Source organism: Streptococcus sp. 2_1_36FAA (assembly GCF_000161955.2).
Taxonomy (GTDB): Bacteria; Bacillota; Bacilli; order Lactobacillales; family Streptococcaceae; genus Streptococcus; species Streptococcus gordonii.
In genome coordinates this window covers 356,631-372,115 of sequence record NZ_KI391975.1, presented here as the reverse complement: position 1 = coordinate 372,115, position 15,485 = coordinate 356,631, and the positions used below count along the sequence as shown (strand labels likewise).

At 43.3% G+C, this 15,485-nt stretch carries 10 protein-coding genes, 18 tRNA genes, 3 rRNA genes and 1 riboswitch; all 31 genes read right to left on the bottom strand.

The annotated features are described in order from the left end of the window. Nucleotides 1-12 precede the first annotated feature (12 nt). Nucleotides 13-765, bottom strand: a complete 753-nt coding sequence (locus HMPREF0847_RS07210; RefSeq protein WP_020992756.1) for an ABC transporter permease — start codon at nt 763-765, stop codon at nt 13-15. Further along, nucleotides 728-1,018, bottom strand: a complete 291-nt coding sequence (locus HMPREF0847_RS07205) for a thiamine-binding protein (RefSeq protein WP_008810017.1) — start codon at nt 1,016-1,018, stop codon at nt 728-730. The genes HMPREF0847_RS07210 and HMPREF0847_RS07205 overlap by 38 nt, the downstream gene beginning before the upstream one ends. A 224-nt stretch (nt 1,019-1,242) precedes the next feature. Beyond that, nucleotides 1,243-1,344: riboswitch (TPP riboswitch) on the bottom strand. 13 nt (nt 1,345-1,357) lie between these two features. Then, nucleotides 1,358-2,017: an HAD family hydrolase gene (locus HMPREF0847_RS07200; RefSeq protein ID WP_008810018.1), complete on the bottom strand. Its 660-nt coding sequence runs from the start codon at nt 2,015-2,017 to the stop codon at nt 1,358-1,360. 78 nt (nt 2,018-2,095) lie between these two features. Further along, nucleotides 2,096-2,953 (bottom strand): class B sortase, LPKTxAVK-specific, encoded by an 858-nt coding sequence (gene srtB / locus HMPREF0847_RS07195; protein WP_008810019.1) that lies wholly within the window; start codon nt 2,951-2,953, stop codon nt 2,096-2,098. An 87-nt stretch (nt 2,954-3,040) separates the two neighbouring features. Then, on the bottom strand, nt 3,041-3,628 hold the full coding sequence (abpA, locus tag HMPREF0847_RS07190; RefSeq protein ID WP_008810020.1) for an amylase-binding adhesin AbpA: 588 nt from the start codon (nt 3,626-3,628) through the stop codon (nt 3,041-3,043). A 216-nt stretch (nt 3,629-3,844) separates the two neighbouring features. Further along, entirely contained in the window at nt 3,845-4,810 is a 966-nt protein-coding gene (locus HMPREF0847_RS07185; protein ID WP_008810021.1) for a ribose-phosphate diphosphokinase, read from the bottom strand. A gap of 159 nt (nt 4,811-4,969) precedes the next feature. Continuing rightward, a complete protein-coding gene (gene pcsB / locus HMPREF0847_RS07180) occupies nt 4,970-6,160 on the bottom strand; it encodes a peptidoglycan hydrolase PcsB (protein ID WP_008810022.1) in 1,191 nt (396 codons plus the stop codon). Between the two features lie 99 nt (nt 6,161-6,259). Then, nucleotides 6,260-6,760, bottom strand: coding sequence for a rod shape-determining protein MreD (mreD, locus tag HMPREF0847_RS07175; protein WP_008810023.1), 501 nt, complete (start codon nt 6,758-6,760; stop codon nt 6,260-6,262). Between the two features lies 1 nt (nt 6,761). After that, nucleotides 6,762-7,577: a rod shape-determining protein MreC gene (gene mreC, locus HMPREF0847_RS07170; RefSeq protein WP_020992755.1), complete on the bottom strand. Its 816-nt coding sequence runs from the start codon at nt 7,575-7,577 to the stop codon at nt 6,762-6,764. A 67-nt stretch (nt 7,578-7,644) separates the two neighbouring features. Further along, nucleotides 7,645-7,732 (bottom strand) — tRNA-Ser (locus HMPREF0847_RS07165). Between the two features lie 10 nt (nt 7,733-7,742). Further along, nucleotides 7,743-7,816, bottom strand: a tRNA-Ile gene (locus HMPREF0847_RS07160). Between the two features lie 36 nt (nt 7,817-7,852). Further along, a tRNA-Gly gene (locus tag HMPREF0847_RS07155) sits at nt 7,853-7,923 on the bottom strand. Nucleotides 7,924-7,936: 13 nt separating this feature from the next. Beyond that, a tRNA-Phe gene (locus HMPREF0847_RS07150) sits at nt 7,937-8,009 on the bottom strand. A 3-nt stretch (nt 8,010-8,012) separates the two neighbouring features. Next, nucleotides 8,013-8,086: transfer RNA gene (locus HMPREF0847_RS07145), tRNA-Met, on the bottom strand. A gap of 19 nt (nt 8,087-8,105) precedes the next feature. Next, nucleotides 8,106-8,195 (bottom strand) — tRNA-Ser (locus tag HMPREF0847_RS07140). Nucleotides 8,196-8,211: 16 nt separating this feature from the next. Then, nucleotides 8,212-8,285, bottom strand: a tRNA-Ile gene (locus tag HMPREF0847_RS07135). Between the two features lie 13 nt (nt 8,286-8,298). After that, nucleotides 8,299-8,372, bottom strand: a tRNA-Met gene (locus HMPREF0847_RS07130). Between the two features lie 6 nt (nt 8,373-8,378). Beyond that, a tRNA-Pro gene (locus HMPREF0847_RS07125) sits at nt 8,379-8,452 on the bottom strand. A 28-nt stretch (nt 8,453-8,480) separates the two neighbouring features. Next, nucleotides 8,481-8,554, bottom strand: a tRNA-Arg gene (locus tag HMPREF0847_RS07120). Nucleotides 8,555-8,567: 13 nt separating this feature from the next. Continuing rightward, a tRNA-Leu gene (locus tag HMPREF0847_RS07115) sits at nt 8,568-8,653 on the bottom strand. A gap of 5 nt (nt 8,654-8,658) precedes the next feature. Continuing rightward, nucleotides 8,659-8,730 (bottom strand) — tRNA-Gly (locus HMPREF0847_RS07110). A 20-nt stretch (nt 8,731-8,750) separates the two neighbouring features. After that, nucleotides 8,751-8,823 (bottom strand) — tRNA-Thr (locus HMPREF0847_RS07105). A 10-nt stretch (nt 8,824-8,833) separates the two neighbouring features. Then, a tRNA-Leu gene (locus HMPREF0847_RS07100) sits at nt 8,834-8,915 on the bottom strand. A 5-nt stretch (nt 8,916-8,920) separates the two neighbouring features. Beyond that, nucleotides 8,921-8,993: transfer RNA gene (locus HMPREF0847_RS07095), tRNA-Lys, on the bottom strand. Between the two features lie 27 nt (nt 8,994-9,020). Beyond that, nucleotides 9,021-9,093: transfer RNA gene (locus HMPREF0847_RS07090), tRNA-Asp, on the bottom strand. A 2-nt stretch (nt 9,094-9,095) separates the two neighbouring features. Then, a tRNA-Val gene (locus HMPREF0847_RS07085) sits at nt 9,096-9,168 on the bottom strand. Nucleotides 9,169-9,299: 131 nt separating this feature from the next. Then, nucleotides 9,300-9,415: ribosomal RNA gene (rrf, locus tag HMPREF0847_RS07080) — 5S ribosomal RNA — on the bottom strand. 80 nt (nt 9,416-9,495) lie between these two features. Continuing rightward, a 23S ribosomal RNA gene (locus HMPREF0847_RS07075) occupies nt 9,496-12,395 on the bottom strand. Nucleotides 12,396-12,514: 119 nt separating this feature from the next. Further along, a tRNA-Ala gene (locus tag HMPREF0847_RS07070) sits at nt 12,515-12,587 on the bottom strand. A gap of 54 nt (nt 12,588-12,641) precedes the next feature. Beyond that, nucleotides 12,642-14,198 (bottom strand): 16S ribosomal RNA (locus HMPREF0847_RS07065). Together the 16S, 23S and 5S rRNA genes with 18 tRNA genes alongside form the textbook arrangement of a ribosomal RNA operon. 281 nt (nt 14,199-14,479) lie before the next feature. Then, nucleotides 14,480-14,962 carry a transcriptional regulator gene (locus HMPREF0847_RS07060; RefSeq protein WP_008810085.1) on the bottom strand — a complete coding sequence of 161 codons (483 nt, stop codon included), beginning with the start codon at nt 14,960-14,962 and terminating at the stop codon, nt 14,480-14,482. Between the last annotated feature and the right edge of the window lie 523 nt (nt 14,963-15,485).

Below are 15,485 nucleotides of genomic sequence, written 5' to 3'. Positions count from 1 at the left end.
AGAGCTAAGCCCCTATTTCCACTTGATGACAAATTTTTCACTAATAGCCACCAGCTTCATACCCAGAAGACTGATAACTGATACTAAAACGATAATGGCAAACATGGTGTCGTACTGGAAAAGCTTCTTAGACTGGATCATATAGACACCCAGACCTTCAAAACCACCCAGCCATTCGGAAACTACGGTCGTGATAAAAGCATAGGAAACACTGACCCTCAGACCCGCATAGAAATAAGGTAAACTAGCTGGAATCTTAAAATGCCAAAGAATCTGCCATCGATTGGCCTGCATGAGTTCAAAGAGAGTCAAGGTATCTCTATCGCAATGCCGAAAACCATCCAGAATACTGACAATAATTGGGAAAGTTGTCGTCAGAATAATGAGCACAATCTTGGGCAAAATCCCATAACCCAGCCAGAGAACCAGAATTGGCGCTAACGCAATGGTCGGAATCGTCTGCACCACAACCATCATGGGATAAATCAAATCATTGAGCCAGCTCAGACTATCCATGAGCACTGCCAGCAAGCAAGCTATAATAACTCCTAGCAGCAAACCCAACAAGGCTACTTTTAAGGTCGCCCAACTGTGTATAGCCAACAATTCTGCATCCCTAACAAAAGCCTGACATATTTCCAGAGGTGTTGGCAGAATAAACTTAGGCAAGAGCTTGAGCCAGCCCATGACCTGCCAAACGGCAAGTAAACCCACCATCCCTAAAAGACTAATCTGCTGGCGCAGAATATTTTTCAAGTTTCTCATCAATAGACAAAATCTCTCCATAATTTATCTTAACATTTGCAAATACATTATCTGCTTGACTGCCAGCCAATTCTATTGCCTTTCCCAATATAGGAAACAAATCTTCCCATTCTCCTTCTAAAACTGTTTCAAAAGGAGTTACCAACTGCCTCACGGGCTGTTTCTGCAGATACTCAATCACGTCTTCAATGACTGCCAACCTTCCTTTATCAATTGACAAAGGCAGAATTTGCAAAGCAATGCTCGCTTTCATCTCTTCACCTCCCTGCATTCAAACTCTATCTGAGAATGATGCATACAGATACGATTCCATTTACTAACCAGACCGTTCTTTCCCTAATGAAAGAGATCGCAAGCTCTCTTTATAAAAACCTTGCACTTCATACAAAAACACCTTCTCCAATATGGAAAAGGTGTAGCATGCATCAGTATCCTAAAGATAGGCGAATCGCTCGCCACTTTTAGTAAAACCACAAGGTTTTTACAAATACTTTTCCCTACGCTGGCATTACCCAGATCAGGTGCGGTCGAAGTTTACACTTCCTCTCAGACTGTACACAGACTCCCATATATGTATATTATGATAGCGCAATCAGGACTCTATGTCAAGATTTGTGCTTAATCCCACTGAACCAAACATCCCCTTAGAAACTAATAAACAATCCAGCGCCTCAATATTTTCCAATTCGCTCTTGGCCAATATTGTCTCAAAGCCCATTTCCCTTGCCGTATCTAGATTGACCTGAATATCGTCCATAAAGACCGACTCTTCTGGTTTAAGATTATATTTCTCAAGGAGTTCCTGGTATATTTTTTTGTAAGGTTTTACTACTTTAACTTCTGAAGAGAGAATATAACCTGACAAAAGAGGAAAAATTGGCAATAATCCTGCCTGTTCAATCCTATAAAATATCTCACAGGTTGTTGATAAAATGTAAATATGATAGCCTAACTTTGACCATTGCTCTATTTTTTCTTGCAAATTTTGGTAGACATCCACAGCCTCATACCAGTGAAAAAATATTGTTTCAACTACAGCTTCAAAAGATGGATCTAGATTCTGTTGAGCTAATTTGCAAGCTTCCGACAAAGACAAGGACCCCCAATCCGTTTGGTGCCATAGGTGTGAATCAAAAATCGCTTCTCTCAGGGATTGTCGTCGCATTTCATCCGCTTCAAAATGCCTGAATATCTTATCTGGATTCCACTCAATCAAAACATTTCCTAAATCAAAAACCAAATTTTTAATCATAGTGTCCACCTCTGCTTTCATTATAACATGTTTAAAAAATATAAAAAAGGCGAAAACAAATTCCGCCTCTTTAATAGCCTATCTAGTAGGAGTATATGTCAATTCTGACCCATGTTTCGCAAGGAAATCACTCATTTCAGAATCTGGAATCTGACGTAAGTAGAGGTTAGAACGAATTGTCTCATCCTCTTCACGACAGGTTGATAGCACAAGATATTTGTCGCTTGCTTTTACCTTAATGTCCTTATTCTTTGTCCTAGACGCTTCATAGATACTGCTCAGCTGATCTGTAAAGTCCTTATCTCCATCGAAGCTAGTTCTATAAAAAGCAGTCTCCTCTGGTACAATAACCAAGCCCATTGCTTCATAGTAGAACTTACGCTCAGGTGTTTCAACAACAACATACTTGTGCTGATCGAAAAATTCCTGATTATCATAGAAGTTGACATCGTTAAACATACGATTGTCCGCTACTTTACTTCCACGAGCATGACCAAAGAGCCAAGTCAAGCGATCACTAAAATCTTTCTTATTATCTGTGTCCATAAAGACTGTCCCCATGTAAGGCTCATTCCCGCCTTCAAAGGTTTTATCAAGATAAGTAGAATTGTCTTTCGTCTGTACAACAGGTTCATCTAATTTTGTACCTGGAGCATAAACATAAGCAATAGCTTCACTATTAATAGCCTTTAAATCTGCAAAGCGCTTGGCTAAATACTCTTTTTCTTCCTTGCTTGGTTGATAAGTATTCTTTGTAGAACTTTTTGTTACTTGACTAGTAGAAGAAGTCGTATTCGACTTAGGCGCTGACTTAAATGGATTAAAAATCAGCATTGCAGTTGCAACAGCAACAACAATGATACCTAATAAAGCACCAAATAGTTTTAAATTCTTATTTGGAGCCTTCTTAGTTTGTCTTTTTGCATTTTGACTCATAATATTTAAGTATTCCCCATTTTTTCTAAGAAAATATCACTGAACCAATGGCCCAGTGATATTGTTTACATCAGTATCAATAAAGAATTATTTAACTGCTGAAGTTTTTGGAAGTGCTTTACCAGCAGCTTTACCTGCGTTTTTAGCAGCAGCTTCTGATTTTTTAGCTTCTTCTTTAGAAGCAGGAGTAGTAGCTCCTTTGTCTTCTGCAGCTGGGTTTTGGTTGTTAGCTGCACCAACACGTTTCAAGTAACGAGCGTTAGCTTGTTCAGGAGTTTCACCTTGGATGTATGTTTTGCCTTCTTGTTCTGTAGCGTTGTTGTATGTAGCTTGGAATTGTTGTACATATTTGTTACGTACAGCGTTGAAAGCGTTGTTGAATGCTGCTTCATAAGCTGCTTTAACTTCACCATAATTGTGGCTTCCACCTTCAACTGCATCAAGAGCAGCTTTAGCAGCTACTACTGCTGGATCTGCAGCAGCTTCTGCACGGATTTCACCATCATGTTGAGCCAAGTATTCGTTTACTTTATCAGCATTTGTGAATTGAGTTTGAAGGTAGTATGCGCCGTCGTTGTTACGAGCTGCATCAGTAGCTTCATCAGCAGAGAAAACTGGTGCTGCAGCTGCAAATAATGTAAGTGCTACCACGCTTGACAATAAAACTTTTTTCATCGTTTTATCTCCTTTTTCTTTTTAAAAAAATTATTCGTAACTCGGAGTTACTACCTATATTATATATATTTGCCCTATTTTTGTCAATAGTTTTTTTTATTATTTTGAAATTCATCATATGGTAGAAACGGCTTCGTTTCAATAAAAAATCCCCCTTATCTTGTGGTCAGGGGGAAGCATTTCAGAAAAGTGTAACATTGTAACACTTTTATAATATTAATTTTTTCCAATCTCAAACAAAGGAGAAAGTGGACGTTTTTCATGGATACGAATAATTGCTTCTGAAAGAAGATCAGCAATAGAAATCTGCTCAATCTTATCTATTAAACGTTCTTGCGGAAGATAAATTGTATCCAAAACAACTAATTTCTTGATAGCAGATTTCTGAATATTTTCCATTGCAGGACCAGATAGGACTGGGTGAGTACAACTAGCATAAACATCAACTGCACCTGCTTCAGCTAAAGCATCTGCTGCGTGACAGATGGTTCCTGCAGTATCAATCATATCATCGATCAAAATACAGGTTTTGCCCTTAACATTACCAATAATATTCATGACTTCACTAGTGTTCATCTTATCTACACTACGACGTTTATCAATAATAGCAATCGGTGTTTTTAGAAATTCCGCTAATTTTCTAGCACGTGAGACACCACCATGGTCAGGGCTCACAACAACATAGTCACTTCCAATCATTCCACGACGTTCAAAGTAATTAGCAATGAGAGGCGCTCCCATTAAATGATCGACTGGAATGTCAAAGAAACCTTGAATCTGTGAAGCATGTAAATCAATTGTCAGCAAACGATCAACACCAGCAATTTCTAGCATATTTGCTACTAATTTTGAAGTAATTGGTTCACGAGCACGGGCCTTACGGTCTTGTCTAGCATAACCATAGTAAGGCATAACCACATTGATAGATTCTGCACTTGCTCGTTTAAGTGCATCCACCATAATCAAAATCTCCATCAAATTATCGTTAACAGGCGAACTCGTAGACTGCAAAATAAAAACATGCTTGCCTCGAATTGATTCTTCAATATTTACTTGAATCTCCCCATCCGAAAACTGACGTACCGTCGACTTTCCAAGCTCCATTCCTATCCCTTTGGCTACCCGCTTGGCCAACTCTTGGTTAGAAGAAAGAGCAAAGAGCTTTAAATCAGAAAATGACATGTTTGCCTCCGAAAATTTATTCCATTTACATTTTAACCCTTTTTAAGGAATATTTCAATTTAGAATAAAGCGTTTTACAAAAAATATTTGAATAGTCTTACAAATACTTAATCTTGTGCTAAATATAAAAAGGTTGGAAATTCCAACCTTCTAAATTTATTAATTTGGATAAATGTAACTTACTGTACCTTGTGCAGTTGTTGGGTCAAACCAACCACGGTAGTTACCAATTGATTGTTGACCAAGATAGTTAGCTTCTGATACTTGAATGCTAGTTGAAGACTGAACTGCTGTTACTACAGCCACGTGTCCATAACCACCATCAGTCCAACATGCAATCGCTCCAACTTGTGGTTGAGAACCTACACGGAAGCCTGCCGCTGCTGCACTTGCTGCCCATTGACCACCATTACCCCAGTAGTTACCAGCCCAAGGTGCCAATGTTTTAGCTCCCCAAGTACACTGTCCAACAGGGTAAGTAGAAGCGTCTGAAGAATAAGATACATTAGACACCGTCGCTGCTGGTGCAGGTGCTGCTGCAGCAGGAGTACCTCCAGAAACAGCTTGTATTTGTGCTGAGAGGTTTGTATTACCAGATGCTTGAATTGCTTGAAGTTGAGAAGCTTGTTGTGAACGGTAAGCAGCTTCAGCTGCTGCCGCTGCTTCAGCTGCTTTTTGTGCTGCTGCTTTTTGTTCTAAAAGAGAATTTTTCTCACCTTCGGCACTTGCTTTTTCAGCTGCAAGATTGATTTGTGCAACCTTCAGTTCAGCTTCTTTAGTTGACAACGCTTGAGCATCATCAGCCAAGGTTTGTTGGTTAGCAATAACTGTGTTGATTGCTTCGTTATTAGCAATTTGTTTCTCAGCAATTGCTTCTTTATCCGCTTTTTGTTGTTCCAACATTTTATTGTTTGCGGAGATGATTTCATTCATAGCTGTCACACGTGAAATTGCTTCAGTGATAGAGCTTGAGTTAACAATCGTATTAATATAGCTTGTAACAGTTCCACTTGTTTGAGCGCTACGAGCTTGGTTTGCTAATGACTCATTACGTGCTACAATGTTTTTTGACAATTCATCGATTTCAGCTGAAAGTTTTTCAGATTCTGCTGTTAACTTTTCGTTTTCAGCCTGAAGCTTTTCTTGTTGTGATTTAATTGCTGATACTTGACTTTGAATTTGATCAACTTGAGCTTGTGCAGCTTGTTGTTGAGCATTTAAGCTATTAATTTTATTGTTCTGTGCAGCGATCTTGTCATCTGTTGTATCGGCATGCACATTCACTAGACTAGCACCTTGAGTAAGAACCAAAGCACTTAATAACATCGAAGTGATAATTTTTTTCTTCATAAATAATTCTACTCCTATCCAATAAGACAATAATAAGTATAACAGAAAAAGACGTAGAATATGTTACGCCTTTATTACATTTTTATTTCTTCTTTTTTATCATAAATAAACTTTTTCCAAAACTGGTTGCAAAATTAGTAAAAGCAGGGAATTAAGAACCATTGTCGGAGCTAAACTATACACTATAAAACTACTTATTTCCATACTAGTTAAAGAAACTAGATTAGCTAATAAAAAAGAAACAAATTCAAACAAGAATACCAGTATTAAAACGGACAAGAATCTAGTGATTTTATTGCCCATCATAATTGTATTATATTTATTGACTAATACACTCAATAGAGGAAGTAATAATGTGGCAATTCCAATTACATGAAAATAGTAAGCATCATAAAGAATACCTATCACTAAGAATATTGTAAATGCTGTTACATCAGACACTTCTACTGAAATAAATAGCAGAAAGATCAACACCAAATGGCAAACTAAATGGAAACTTATAGGTAAAAAGGAAGCAATTAAGGTTGAAATCTGGCCATCTAATAACATTAAAAAAAGCAATAACAACGGTATTCCCACATATTGTTTAAAAAGTCGCATATCAATTCCCCACCAAAGTTACCACACGAATGTCAGAAAAATCAGCACTTGGTTTAATATATACTTCTTTTGTCAAATAGTCACTACTTGAAGCTACAGAAGATACTTTCCCAACAGAAATATTTGCAACGGGATAAGATCCTAAGCCACTTGTAACAACTTTTGATCCCTCTTTAATCTCATCAGAAGTATTCAGCTGACTAACAATAAAGGCTGACTTTTTTTCACTATACCCTACAATAATACCATAAATAGTTTTTGAGCCGCTTTGTATTCTAACAGATATATTTTCGCTATTCTTTTTATTCGTTAATAGACTAATTCTACTAGAATGTTCATTCACTTGATCAACACTCCCAATCAAGCCACCATTGCCAACAACAAGCATGGTTGAAGCTACTTTATTTTCTGATCCTACATTAACTGTCAACTCATTAGACCATGAAGCAGGAGTGCGAGCAATAACATCAGCAGATAGTTTCACATTACTATTAATAGAATTCTTCATATCCAGCATTTCTCGAAGTTGGGCATTTTCTTCTTTTAAATCAGAAACCTCATTTGACGCTGAATCAATTTCATTTAAAGTAGCTTTTAACTCTTCATTTTCATGATAAGTATTAACCAAATGCTCCAAATCACTTTTCACATCAGTAAGTAAGTGGAATGGCTTTGACAAAACATTATCAACAAGGCTTAAAGCATTTGATGTCCCATTTACAAACCAAGTAGAATAGGTAGAAAGTAACAAAGCTGAAGCAGTTAAAATTAAAACAATGATCATTACAATTAATCTTGATTTTTTAAATTTTTTCATCACAATACCTACAAAATCACAACAAAATACAAGAAAAGGAGATAGCAAATGCTAAACTCCCTATTGACGGAGAATGGGGGATTCGAACCCCCGCGCCAGTTACCCGACCTAACGATTTAGCAAACCGTCCTCTTCAGCCTCTTGAGTAATTCTCCAACTATAAAATGGGCACGAGTGGACTCGAACCACCGACCTCACGCTTATCAGGCGTGCGCTCTAACCACCTGAGCTACGCGCCCAAGTTATTACAAACTTGGTATGAACCTTTCGTTCAAAGCGGGTGACGAGAATCGAACTCGCGACAACAGCTTGGAAGGCTGTAGTTTTACCACTAAACTACACCCGCTTATTCAATAATATGGCGCGAGACGGAATCGAACCGCCGACACATGGAGCTTCAATCCATTGCTCTACCAACTGAGCTACCGAGCCTTATTGCGGGAGCAGGATTTGAACCTACGACCTTCGGGTTATGAGCCCGACGAGCTACCTAGCTGCTCCATCCCGCGATACTATTATTCAACAAAAAGGAGGATGTGGGATTCGAACCCACGCACGCTTTTACACGCCTGACGGTTTTCAAGACCGTTCCCTTCAGCCGGACTTGGGTAATCCTCCAGTATACAAAAAAACATGGACCTTGTAGGACTTGAACCTACGACCACTCGGTTATGAGCCGAGAGCTCTAACCAGCTGAGCTAAAGGTCCAACAAGATCATTATAGCGGCGAAGGGGATCGAACCCCCGACCTCCCGGGTATGAACCGGACGCTCTAGCCAGCTGAGCTACACCGCCATACAATCGGGAAGACAGGATTCGAACCTGCGACACCTTGGTCCCAAACCAAGTACTCTACCAAGCTGAGCTACTTCCCGTCGTGATCGAATATCTCCTATCACTATATGCACCCTAGAGGAGTCGAACCTCTAACCGCCTGATTCGTAGTCAGGTACTCTATCCAGTTGAGCTAAGGGTGCTCATTATTATATATGCCGAGGACCGGAATCGAACCGGTACGATCGTTTCCAATCGCAGGATTTTAAGTCCTGTGCGTCTGCCAGTTCCGCCACCCCGGCCTCTAAGCGAACGACGGGATTCGAACCCGCGACCCCCACCTTGGCAAGGTGGTGTTCTACCACTGAACTACGTTCGCATACGCCTCTACTCTCTTAATGCCGGCTACATGACTTGAACACGCGACCCTCTGATTACAAATCAGATGCTCTACCAACTGAGCTAAGCCGGCCTATTTCTTATGCGGGTTAAGGGACTTGAACCCCCACGCCGTTAAGCGCCAGATCCTAAATCTGGTGCGTCTGCCAATTCCGCCAAACCCGCGCTTATGACCCGTACTGGGCTCGAACCAGTGACCCTTTGATTAAAAGTCAAATGCTCTACCAACTGAGCTAACGAGTCTTCTTTGAAATCTTCTTCCGATTCCAACGGTCCCGACGGGAATCGAACCCGCGATCTTCGCCGTGACAGGGCGACGTGATAACCGCTACACTACGGGACCTATGGGAGTTAACGGGATCGAACCGCTGACCCTCTGCTTGTAAGGCAGATGCTCTCCCAGCTGAGCTAAACTCCCAAGAGGTCGTTTAACTCAGCCAACGGTGAGAAACTGCGTTTCTCTTATCCGCCGATTGGAATCTCGAATGCCTCTCAATTCCAACTAAGCTAAACTCCCAAAAAGGAAGTTAATCCTAACTTCCTATCCTTGCTAAGCGACTACCATATCTCACAGGGGGCAACCCCCAACTACTTCCGGCGTTCTAGGGCTTAACTGCTGTGTTCGGCATGGGTACAGGTGTATCTCCTAGGCTATCGTCACTTAACTATTGAGTATCTAATCTACTCAAAATTGAATAACTACTCATTTCTAACAAGACTTTGCGAACGCTGCGCTCAATGAAAATTGGATAAGTCCTCGAGCTATTAGTATTAGTCCGCTCCATGTGTCACCACACTTCCACTCCTAACCTATCAACCTGATCTTCTCTCAGGGCTCTTACTAACTTGCGTTATGGGAAATCTCATCTTGAGGTGGGTTTCACACTTAGATGCTTTCAGCGTTTATCCCTTCCCTACATAGCTACCCAGCGATGCCTTTGGCAAGACAACTGGTACACCAGCGGTAAGTCCACTCTGGTCCTCTCGTACTAGGAGCAGATCCTCTCAAATTTCCTACGCCCGCGACGGATAGGGACCGAACTGTCTCACGACGTTCTGAACCCAGCTCGCGTGCCGCTTTAATGGGCGAACAGCCCAACCCTTGGGACCGACTACAGCCCCAGGATGCGACGAGCCGACATCGAGGTGCCAAACCTCCCCGTCGATGTGAACTCTTGGGGGAGATAAGCCTGTTATCCCCAGGGTAGCTTTTATCCGTTGAGCGATGGCCCTTCCATACGGAACCACCGGATCACTAAGCCCGACTTTCGTCCCTGCTCGAGTTGTAGCTCTCGCAGTCAAGCTCCCTTATACCTTTACACTCTGCGACTGATTTCCAACCAGTCTGAGGGAACCTTTGGGCGCCTCCGTTACCTTTTAGGAGGCGACCGCCCCAGTCAAACTGCCCGTCAGACACTGTCTCCGATAGGGATCACCTATCCGGGTTAGAGTGGCCATAACACAAGGGTAGTATCCCAACAGCGCCTCCATCGAAACTGGCGTCCCGATCTCATAGGCTCCTACCTATCCTGTACATGTGGCACAGACACTCAATATCAAACTGCAGTAAAGCTCCATGGGGTCTTTCCGTCCTGTCGCGGGTAACCTGCATCTTCACAGGTACTAAAATTTCACCGAGTCTCTCGTTGAGACAGTGCCCAAATCATTACGCCTTTCGTGCGGGTCGGAACTTACCCGACAAGGAATTTCGCTACCTTAGGACCGTTATAGTTACGGCCGCCGTTTACTGGGGCTTCAATTCATACCTTCGCGTTACCGCTAAGCACTCCTCTTAACCTTCCAGCACCGGGCAGGCGTCACCCCCTATACATCATCTTACGATTTAGCAGAGAGCTGTGTTTTTGATAAACAGTTGCTTGGGCCTATTCACTGCGGCTGACCTAAATCAGCACCCCTTCTCCCGAAGTTACGGGGTCATTTTGCCGAGTTCCTTAACGAGAGTTCTCTCGCTCACCTGAGGCTACTCGCCTCGACTACCTGTGTCGGTTTGCGGTACGGGTAGAGTATGATACATCGCTAGAAGCTTTTCTTGGCAGTGTGACATCACTAACTTCGCTACTAAACTTCGCTCCCCATCACAGCTCAACGTTATAGGTATAAGCATTTGACTCATACCACGCCTCACTGCTTAGACAGACTCTTCCAGTCGTCTGCTTTAGTTAGCCTACTGCGTCCCTCCATCACTTCATACTCTAGTACAGGAATATCAACCTGTTGGCCATCGGATACACCCTTCGGTCTCTCCTTAGGTCCCGACTAACCCAGGGCGGACGAGCCTTCCCCTGGAAACCTTAGTCTTACGGTGGACAGGATTCTCACCTGTCTTTCGCTACTCATACCGGCATTCTCACTTCTATGCGTTCCAGCGCTCCTCACGGTACACCTTCTCCACACATAGAACGCTCTCCTACCATCCCCTAAGGGATCCACAGCTTCGGTAAATTGTTTTAGCCCCGGTACATTTTCGGCGCAGGGTCACTCGACTAGTGAGCTATTACGCACTCTTTGAATGAATAGCTGCTTCTAAGCTAACATCCTAGTTGTCTGTGCAACCCCACATCCTTTTCCACTTAACAATTATTTTGGGACCTTAGCTGGTGGTCTGGGCTGTTTCCCTTTCGACTACGGATCTTAGCACTCGCAGTCTGACTGCCGACCATAATTCATTGGCATTCGGAGTTTATCTGAGATTGGTAATCCGGGATGGACCCCTCACCCAAACAGTGCTCTACCTCCAAGAATCTTTATGTCGACGCTAGCCCTAAAGCTATTTCGGAGAGAACCAGCTATCTCCAAGTTCGTTTGGAATTTCTCCGCTACCCACAAGTCATCCAAGCACTTTTCAACGTGCCCTGGTTCGGTCCTCCAGTGCGTTTTACCGCACCTTCAACCTGCTCATGGGTAGGTCACATGGTTTCGGGTCTACGTCATGATACTAATGCGCCCTATTCAGACTCGGTTTCCCTACGGCTCCGTCTCTTCAACTTAACCTCGCATCATAACGTAACTCGCCGGTTCATTCTACAAAAGGCACGCTCTCACCCATTAACGGGCTCGAACTTGTTGTAGGCACACGGTTTCAGGTTCTATTTCACTCCCCTCCCGGGGTGCTTTTCACCTTTCCCTCACGGTACTGGTTCACTATCGGTCACTAGGGAGTATTTAGGGTTGGGAGATGGTCCTCCCAGATTCCGACGGGATTTCTCGTGTCCCGACGTACTCAGGATACTGCTAGGTACAGAATCTATTTAAAATACGAGGCTCTTACTCTCTTTGGCTGACTTTCCCAAGTCATTCTTCTATAAATTCTGAGTCCACATTGCAGTCCTACAACCCCGAAGAGTAAACTCTTCGGTTTGCCCTCCTGCCTCTTCGCTCGCCGCTACTAAGGCAATCGCTTTTGCTTTCTCTTCCTGCAGCTACTTAGATGTTTCAGTTCACTGCGTCTTCCTCCTCATATCCTTAACAGATATGGGTAACAGGCATCTACCTGTTGGGTTCCCCCATTCGGACATCCACGGATCGTCGCTTACTTACAGCTCCCCGAGGCATTTCGTCGTTTGTCACGTCCTTCTTCGGCTCCTAGTGCCAAGGCATCCACCGTGCGCCCTTACTAACTTAACCTTATTTTTGACCTTTCAGTCTTAAACTCATTAATATTCACAGCGTTTCGGTTTATTTCTTGTTACTATTTGATATAGTTATTCAATTTTCAATGGACTAGTTTGGAACTTCCGTTCCAATGGAGCCTAGCGGGATCGAACCGCTGACCTCCTGCGTGCAAAGCAGGCGCTCTCCCAGCTGAGCTAAGGCCCCACAAGACCTCTCAAAACTAAACAAGACTCCATCGTGCATTCCGTTTTTCCTTAGAAAGGAGGTGATCCAGCCGCACCTTCCGATACGGCTACCTTGTTACGACTTCACCCCAATCATCTATCCCACCTTAGGCGGCTGGCTCCTAAAAGGTTACCTCACCGACTTCGGGTGTTACAAACTCTCGTGGTGTGACGGGCGGTGTGTACAAGGCCCGGGAACGTATTCACCGCGGCGTGCTGATCCGCGATTACTAGCGATTCCGACTTCATGTAGGCGAGTTGCAGCCTACAATCCGAACTGAGACTGGCTTTAAGAGATTAGCTTGCCGTCACCGACTTGCGACTCGTTGTACCAGCCATTGTAGCACGTGTGTAGCCCAGGTCATAAGGGGCATGATGATTTGACGTCATCCCCACCTTCCTCCGGTTTATTACCGGCAGTCTCGCTAGAGTGCCCAACTGAATGATGGCAACTAACAATAAGGGTTGCGCTCGTTGCGGGACTTAACCCAACATCTCACGACACGAGCTGACGACAACCATGCACCACCTGTCACCGATGTACCGAAGTAAAACTCTATCTCTAGAGCGGGCATCGGGATGTCAAGACCTGGTAAGGTTCTTCGCGTTGCTTCGAATTAAACCACATGCTCCACCGCTTGTGCGGGCCCCCGTCAATTCCTTTGAGTTTCAACCTTGCGGTCGTACTCCCCAGGCGGAGTGCTTAATGCGTTAGCTGCGGCACTAAGCCCCGGAAAGGGCCTAACACCTAGCACTCATCGTTTACGGCGTGGACTACCAGGGTATCTAATCCTGTTCGCTCCCCACGCTTTCGAGCCTCAGCGTCAGTTACAGACCAGAGAGCCGCTTTCGCCACCGGTGTTCCTCCATATATCTACGCATTTCACCGCTACACATGGAATTCCACTCTCCCCTTCTGCACTCAAGTTAAACAGTTTCCAAAGCGTACTATGGTTAAGCCACAGCCTTTAACTTCAGACTTATCTAACCGCCTGCGCTCGCTTTACGCCCAATAAATCCGGACAACGCTCGGGACCTACGTATTACCGCGGCTGCTGGCACGTAGTTAGCCGTCCCTTTCTGGTAAGATACCGTCACAGTGTGAACTTTCCACTCTCACACCCGTTCTTCTCTTACAACAGAGCTTTACGATCCGAAAACCTTCTTCACTCACGCGGCGTTGCTCGGTCAGACTTTCGTCCATTGCCGAAGATTCCCTACTGCTGCCTCCCGTAGGAGTCTGGGCCGTGTCTCAGTCCCAGTGTGGCCGATCACCCTCTCAGGTCGGCTATGTATCGTCGCCTAGGTGAGCCGTTACCTCACCTACTAGCTAATACAACGCAGGTCCATCTGGTAGTGATGCATTTGCACCTTTCAATCAATTATCATGCAATAATTAATATTATGCGGTATTAGCTATCGTTTCCAATAGTTATCCCCCGCTACCAGGCAGGTTACCTACGCGTTACTCACCCGTTCGCAACTCACAGTCTATGGTGTAGCAAGCTACGGTATAAACTGTGCGTTCTACTTGCATGTATTAGGCACGCCGCCAGCGTTCGTCCTGAGCCAGGATCAAACTCTCATTTAAGCGTTTGAGTCTTACTCATTTCTGTCCACTGACAGATTTATTTTTCGTTCTTTGACAGGTCACATATCTCTATGTCACCCTGCACTTGGTTCGTCTTGTTCAGTTTTCAAAGGTCTTTGCCTCCCTCCGAGACAACTATCTTAGTATATCATCTACTACCTCTCCTGTCAACTACTTTTTTTAACTTTTTTTAGCTTTTTTTATTCCGATTCTCTTCTTAGTCTTTTTTTGAGCGTGAAACGTGATTACAGAACGAAAGGGAGATTGCCTCTCCCTTCTTTTTAATCTAAACGGGGATTGAAATCCCTTAAGTGATAGGACAAATCTTTGAGCATTGCCTTACGTCCTTTGAATCTTTCATCTGCCATCAGCCTCTCGTATTGTTTTGTCTCTTCTGGACTGAGACGGCTTCTATACTCTGTCATGGCACTTCTAAAGGCTACCAGTTCATCTAGATAAAGATCCTTCATTCTTAATCGATGGCCTATCTCGCTGACCTCTTCATAGGGTTGCCTGTCCAATTTGCGTTTTTGACTCTCTTGTCGGCGAATCAAATCATGAATTCTGTTCCGAAACTTGGTCTTGAAGTAACGGTACAGGCGTGGATGATCTTCCAGTAGGTTGGGATGACTTTTTAATAATTCGTACAACACCAACATTCCTTCCTGCCTCCAATCTGCATACTCCCATAAGTGCAGATAATAATCTTTATAACAGCGCTTGACTATCCCTTCAACTTGTTTGTATACCTCCTCAAATTTCATTGACTTGTCCTTTCTTTTGGTTTTAGAGGATATATCCTCACCTATTAATCTATCAAAGATCCTAGTTTTCTTGGACGTTGTTCGGTATTTGTTTCTTTAAATTTATTGTCATGTACTAATTGATTATTCTTGTTGCATGTTATCCTCGTTTTAAAACATAAAAAACACGAGAAAGTAATTCTTCTTTTAGTTTTACTTAACCTTAACCGTCCGCGTAGGTACGTACGTAACCCGTAACCCGTAACCGAACTTACTACTTAGTAGTTAACTTAACGTACGTACTAGTCGGCCGTACCTTAACCCTAAACCCTACGTAGGCTACTTGTCCGGGACGTAATTAATAGTACCGGTTACCCGGGGTAACGGTTCGTTAACCCCGGTACCGGTTACCGGTTACCCGGTCGGTAAAAGGGAACGGGTCGGTTCTTAACCCCTTTACCGTACCGAACCGGAACCGACTAACAACACAACATAGTACACTTATTAATTCTACGTTCCGTTTTTCCGTTTTTTGGTTTCAAAC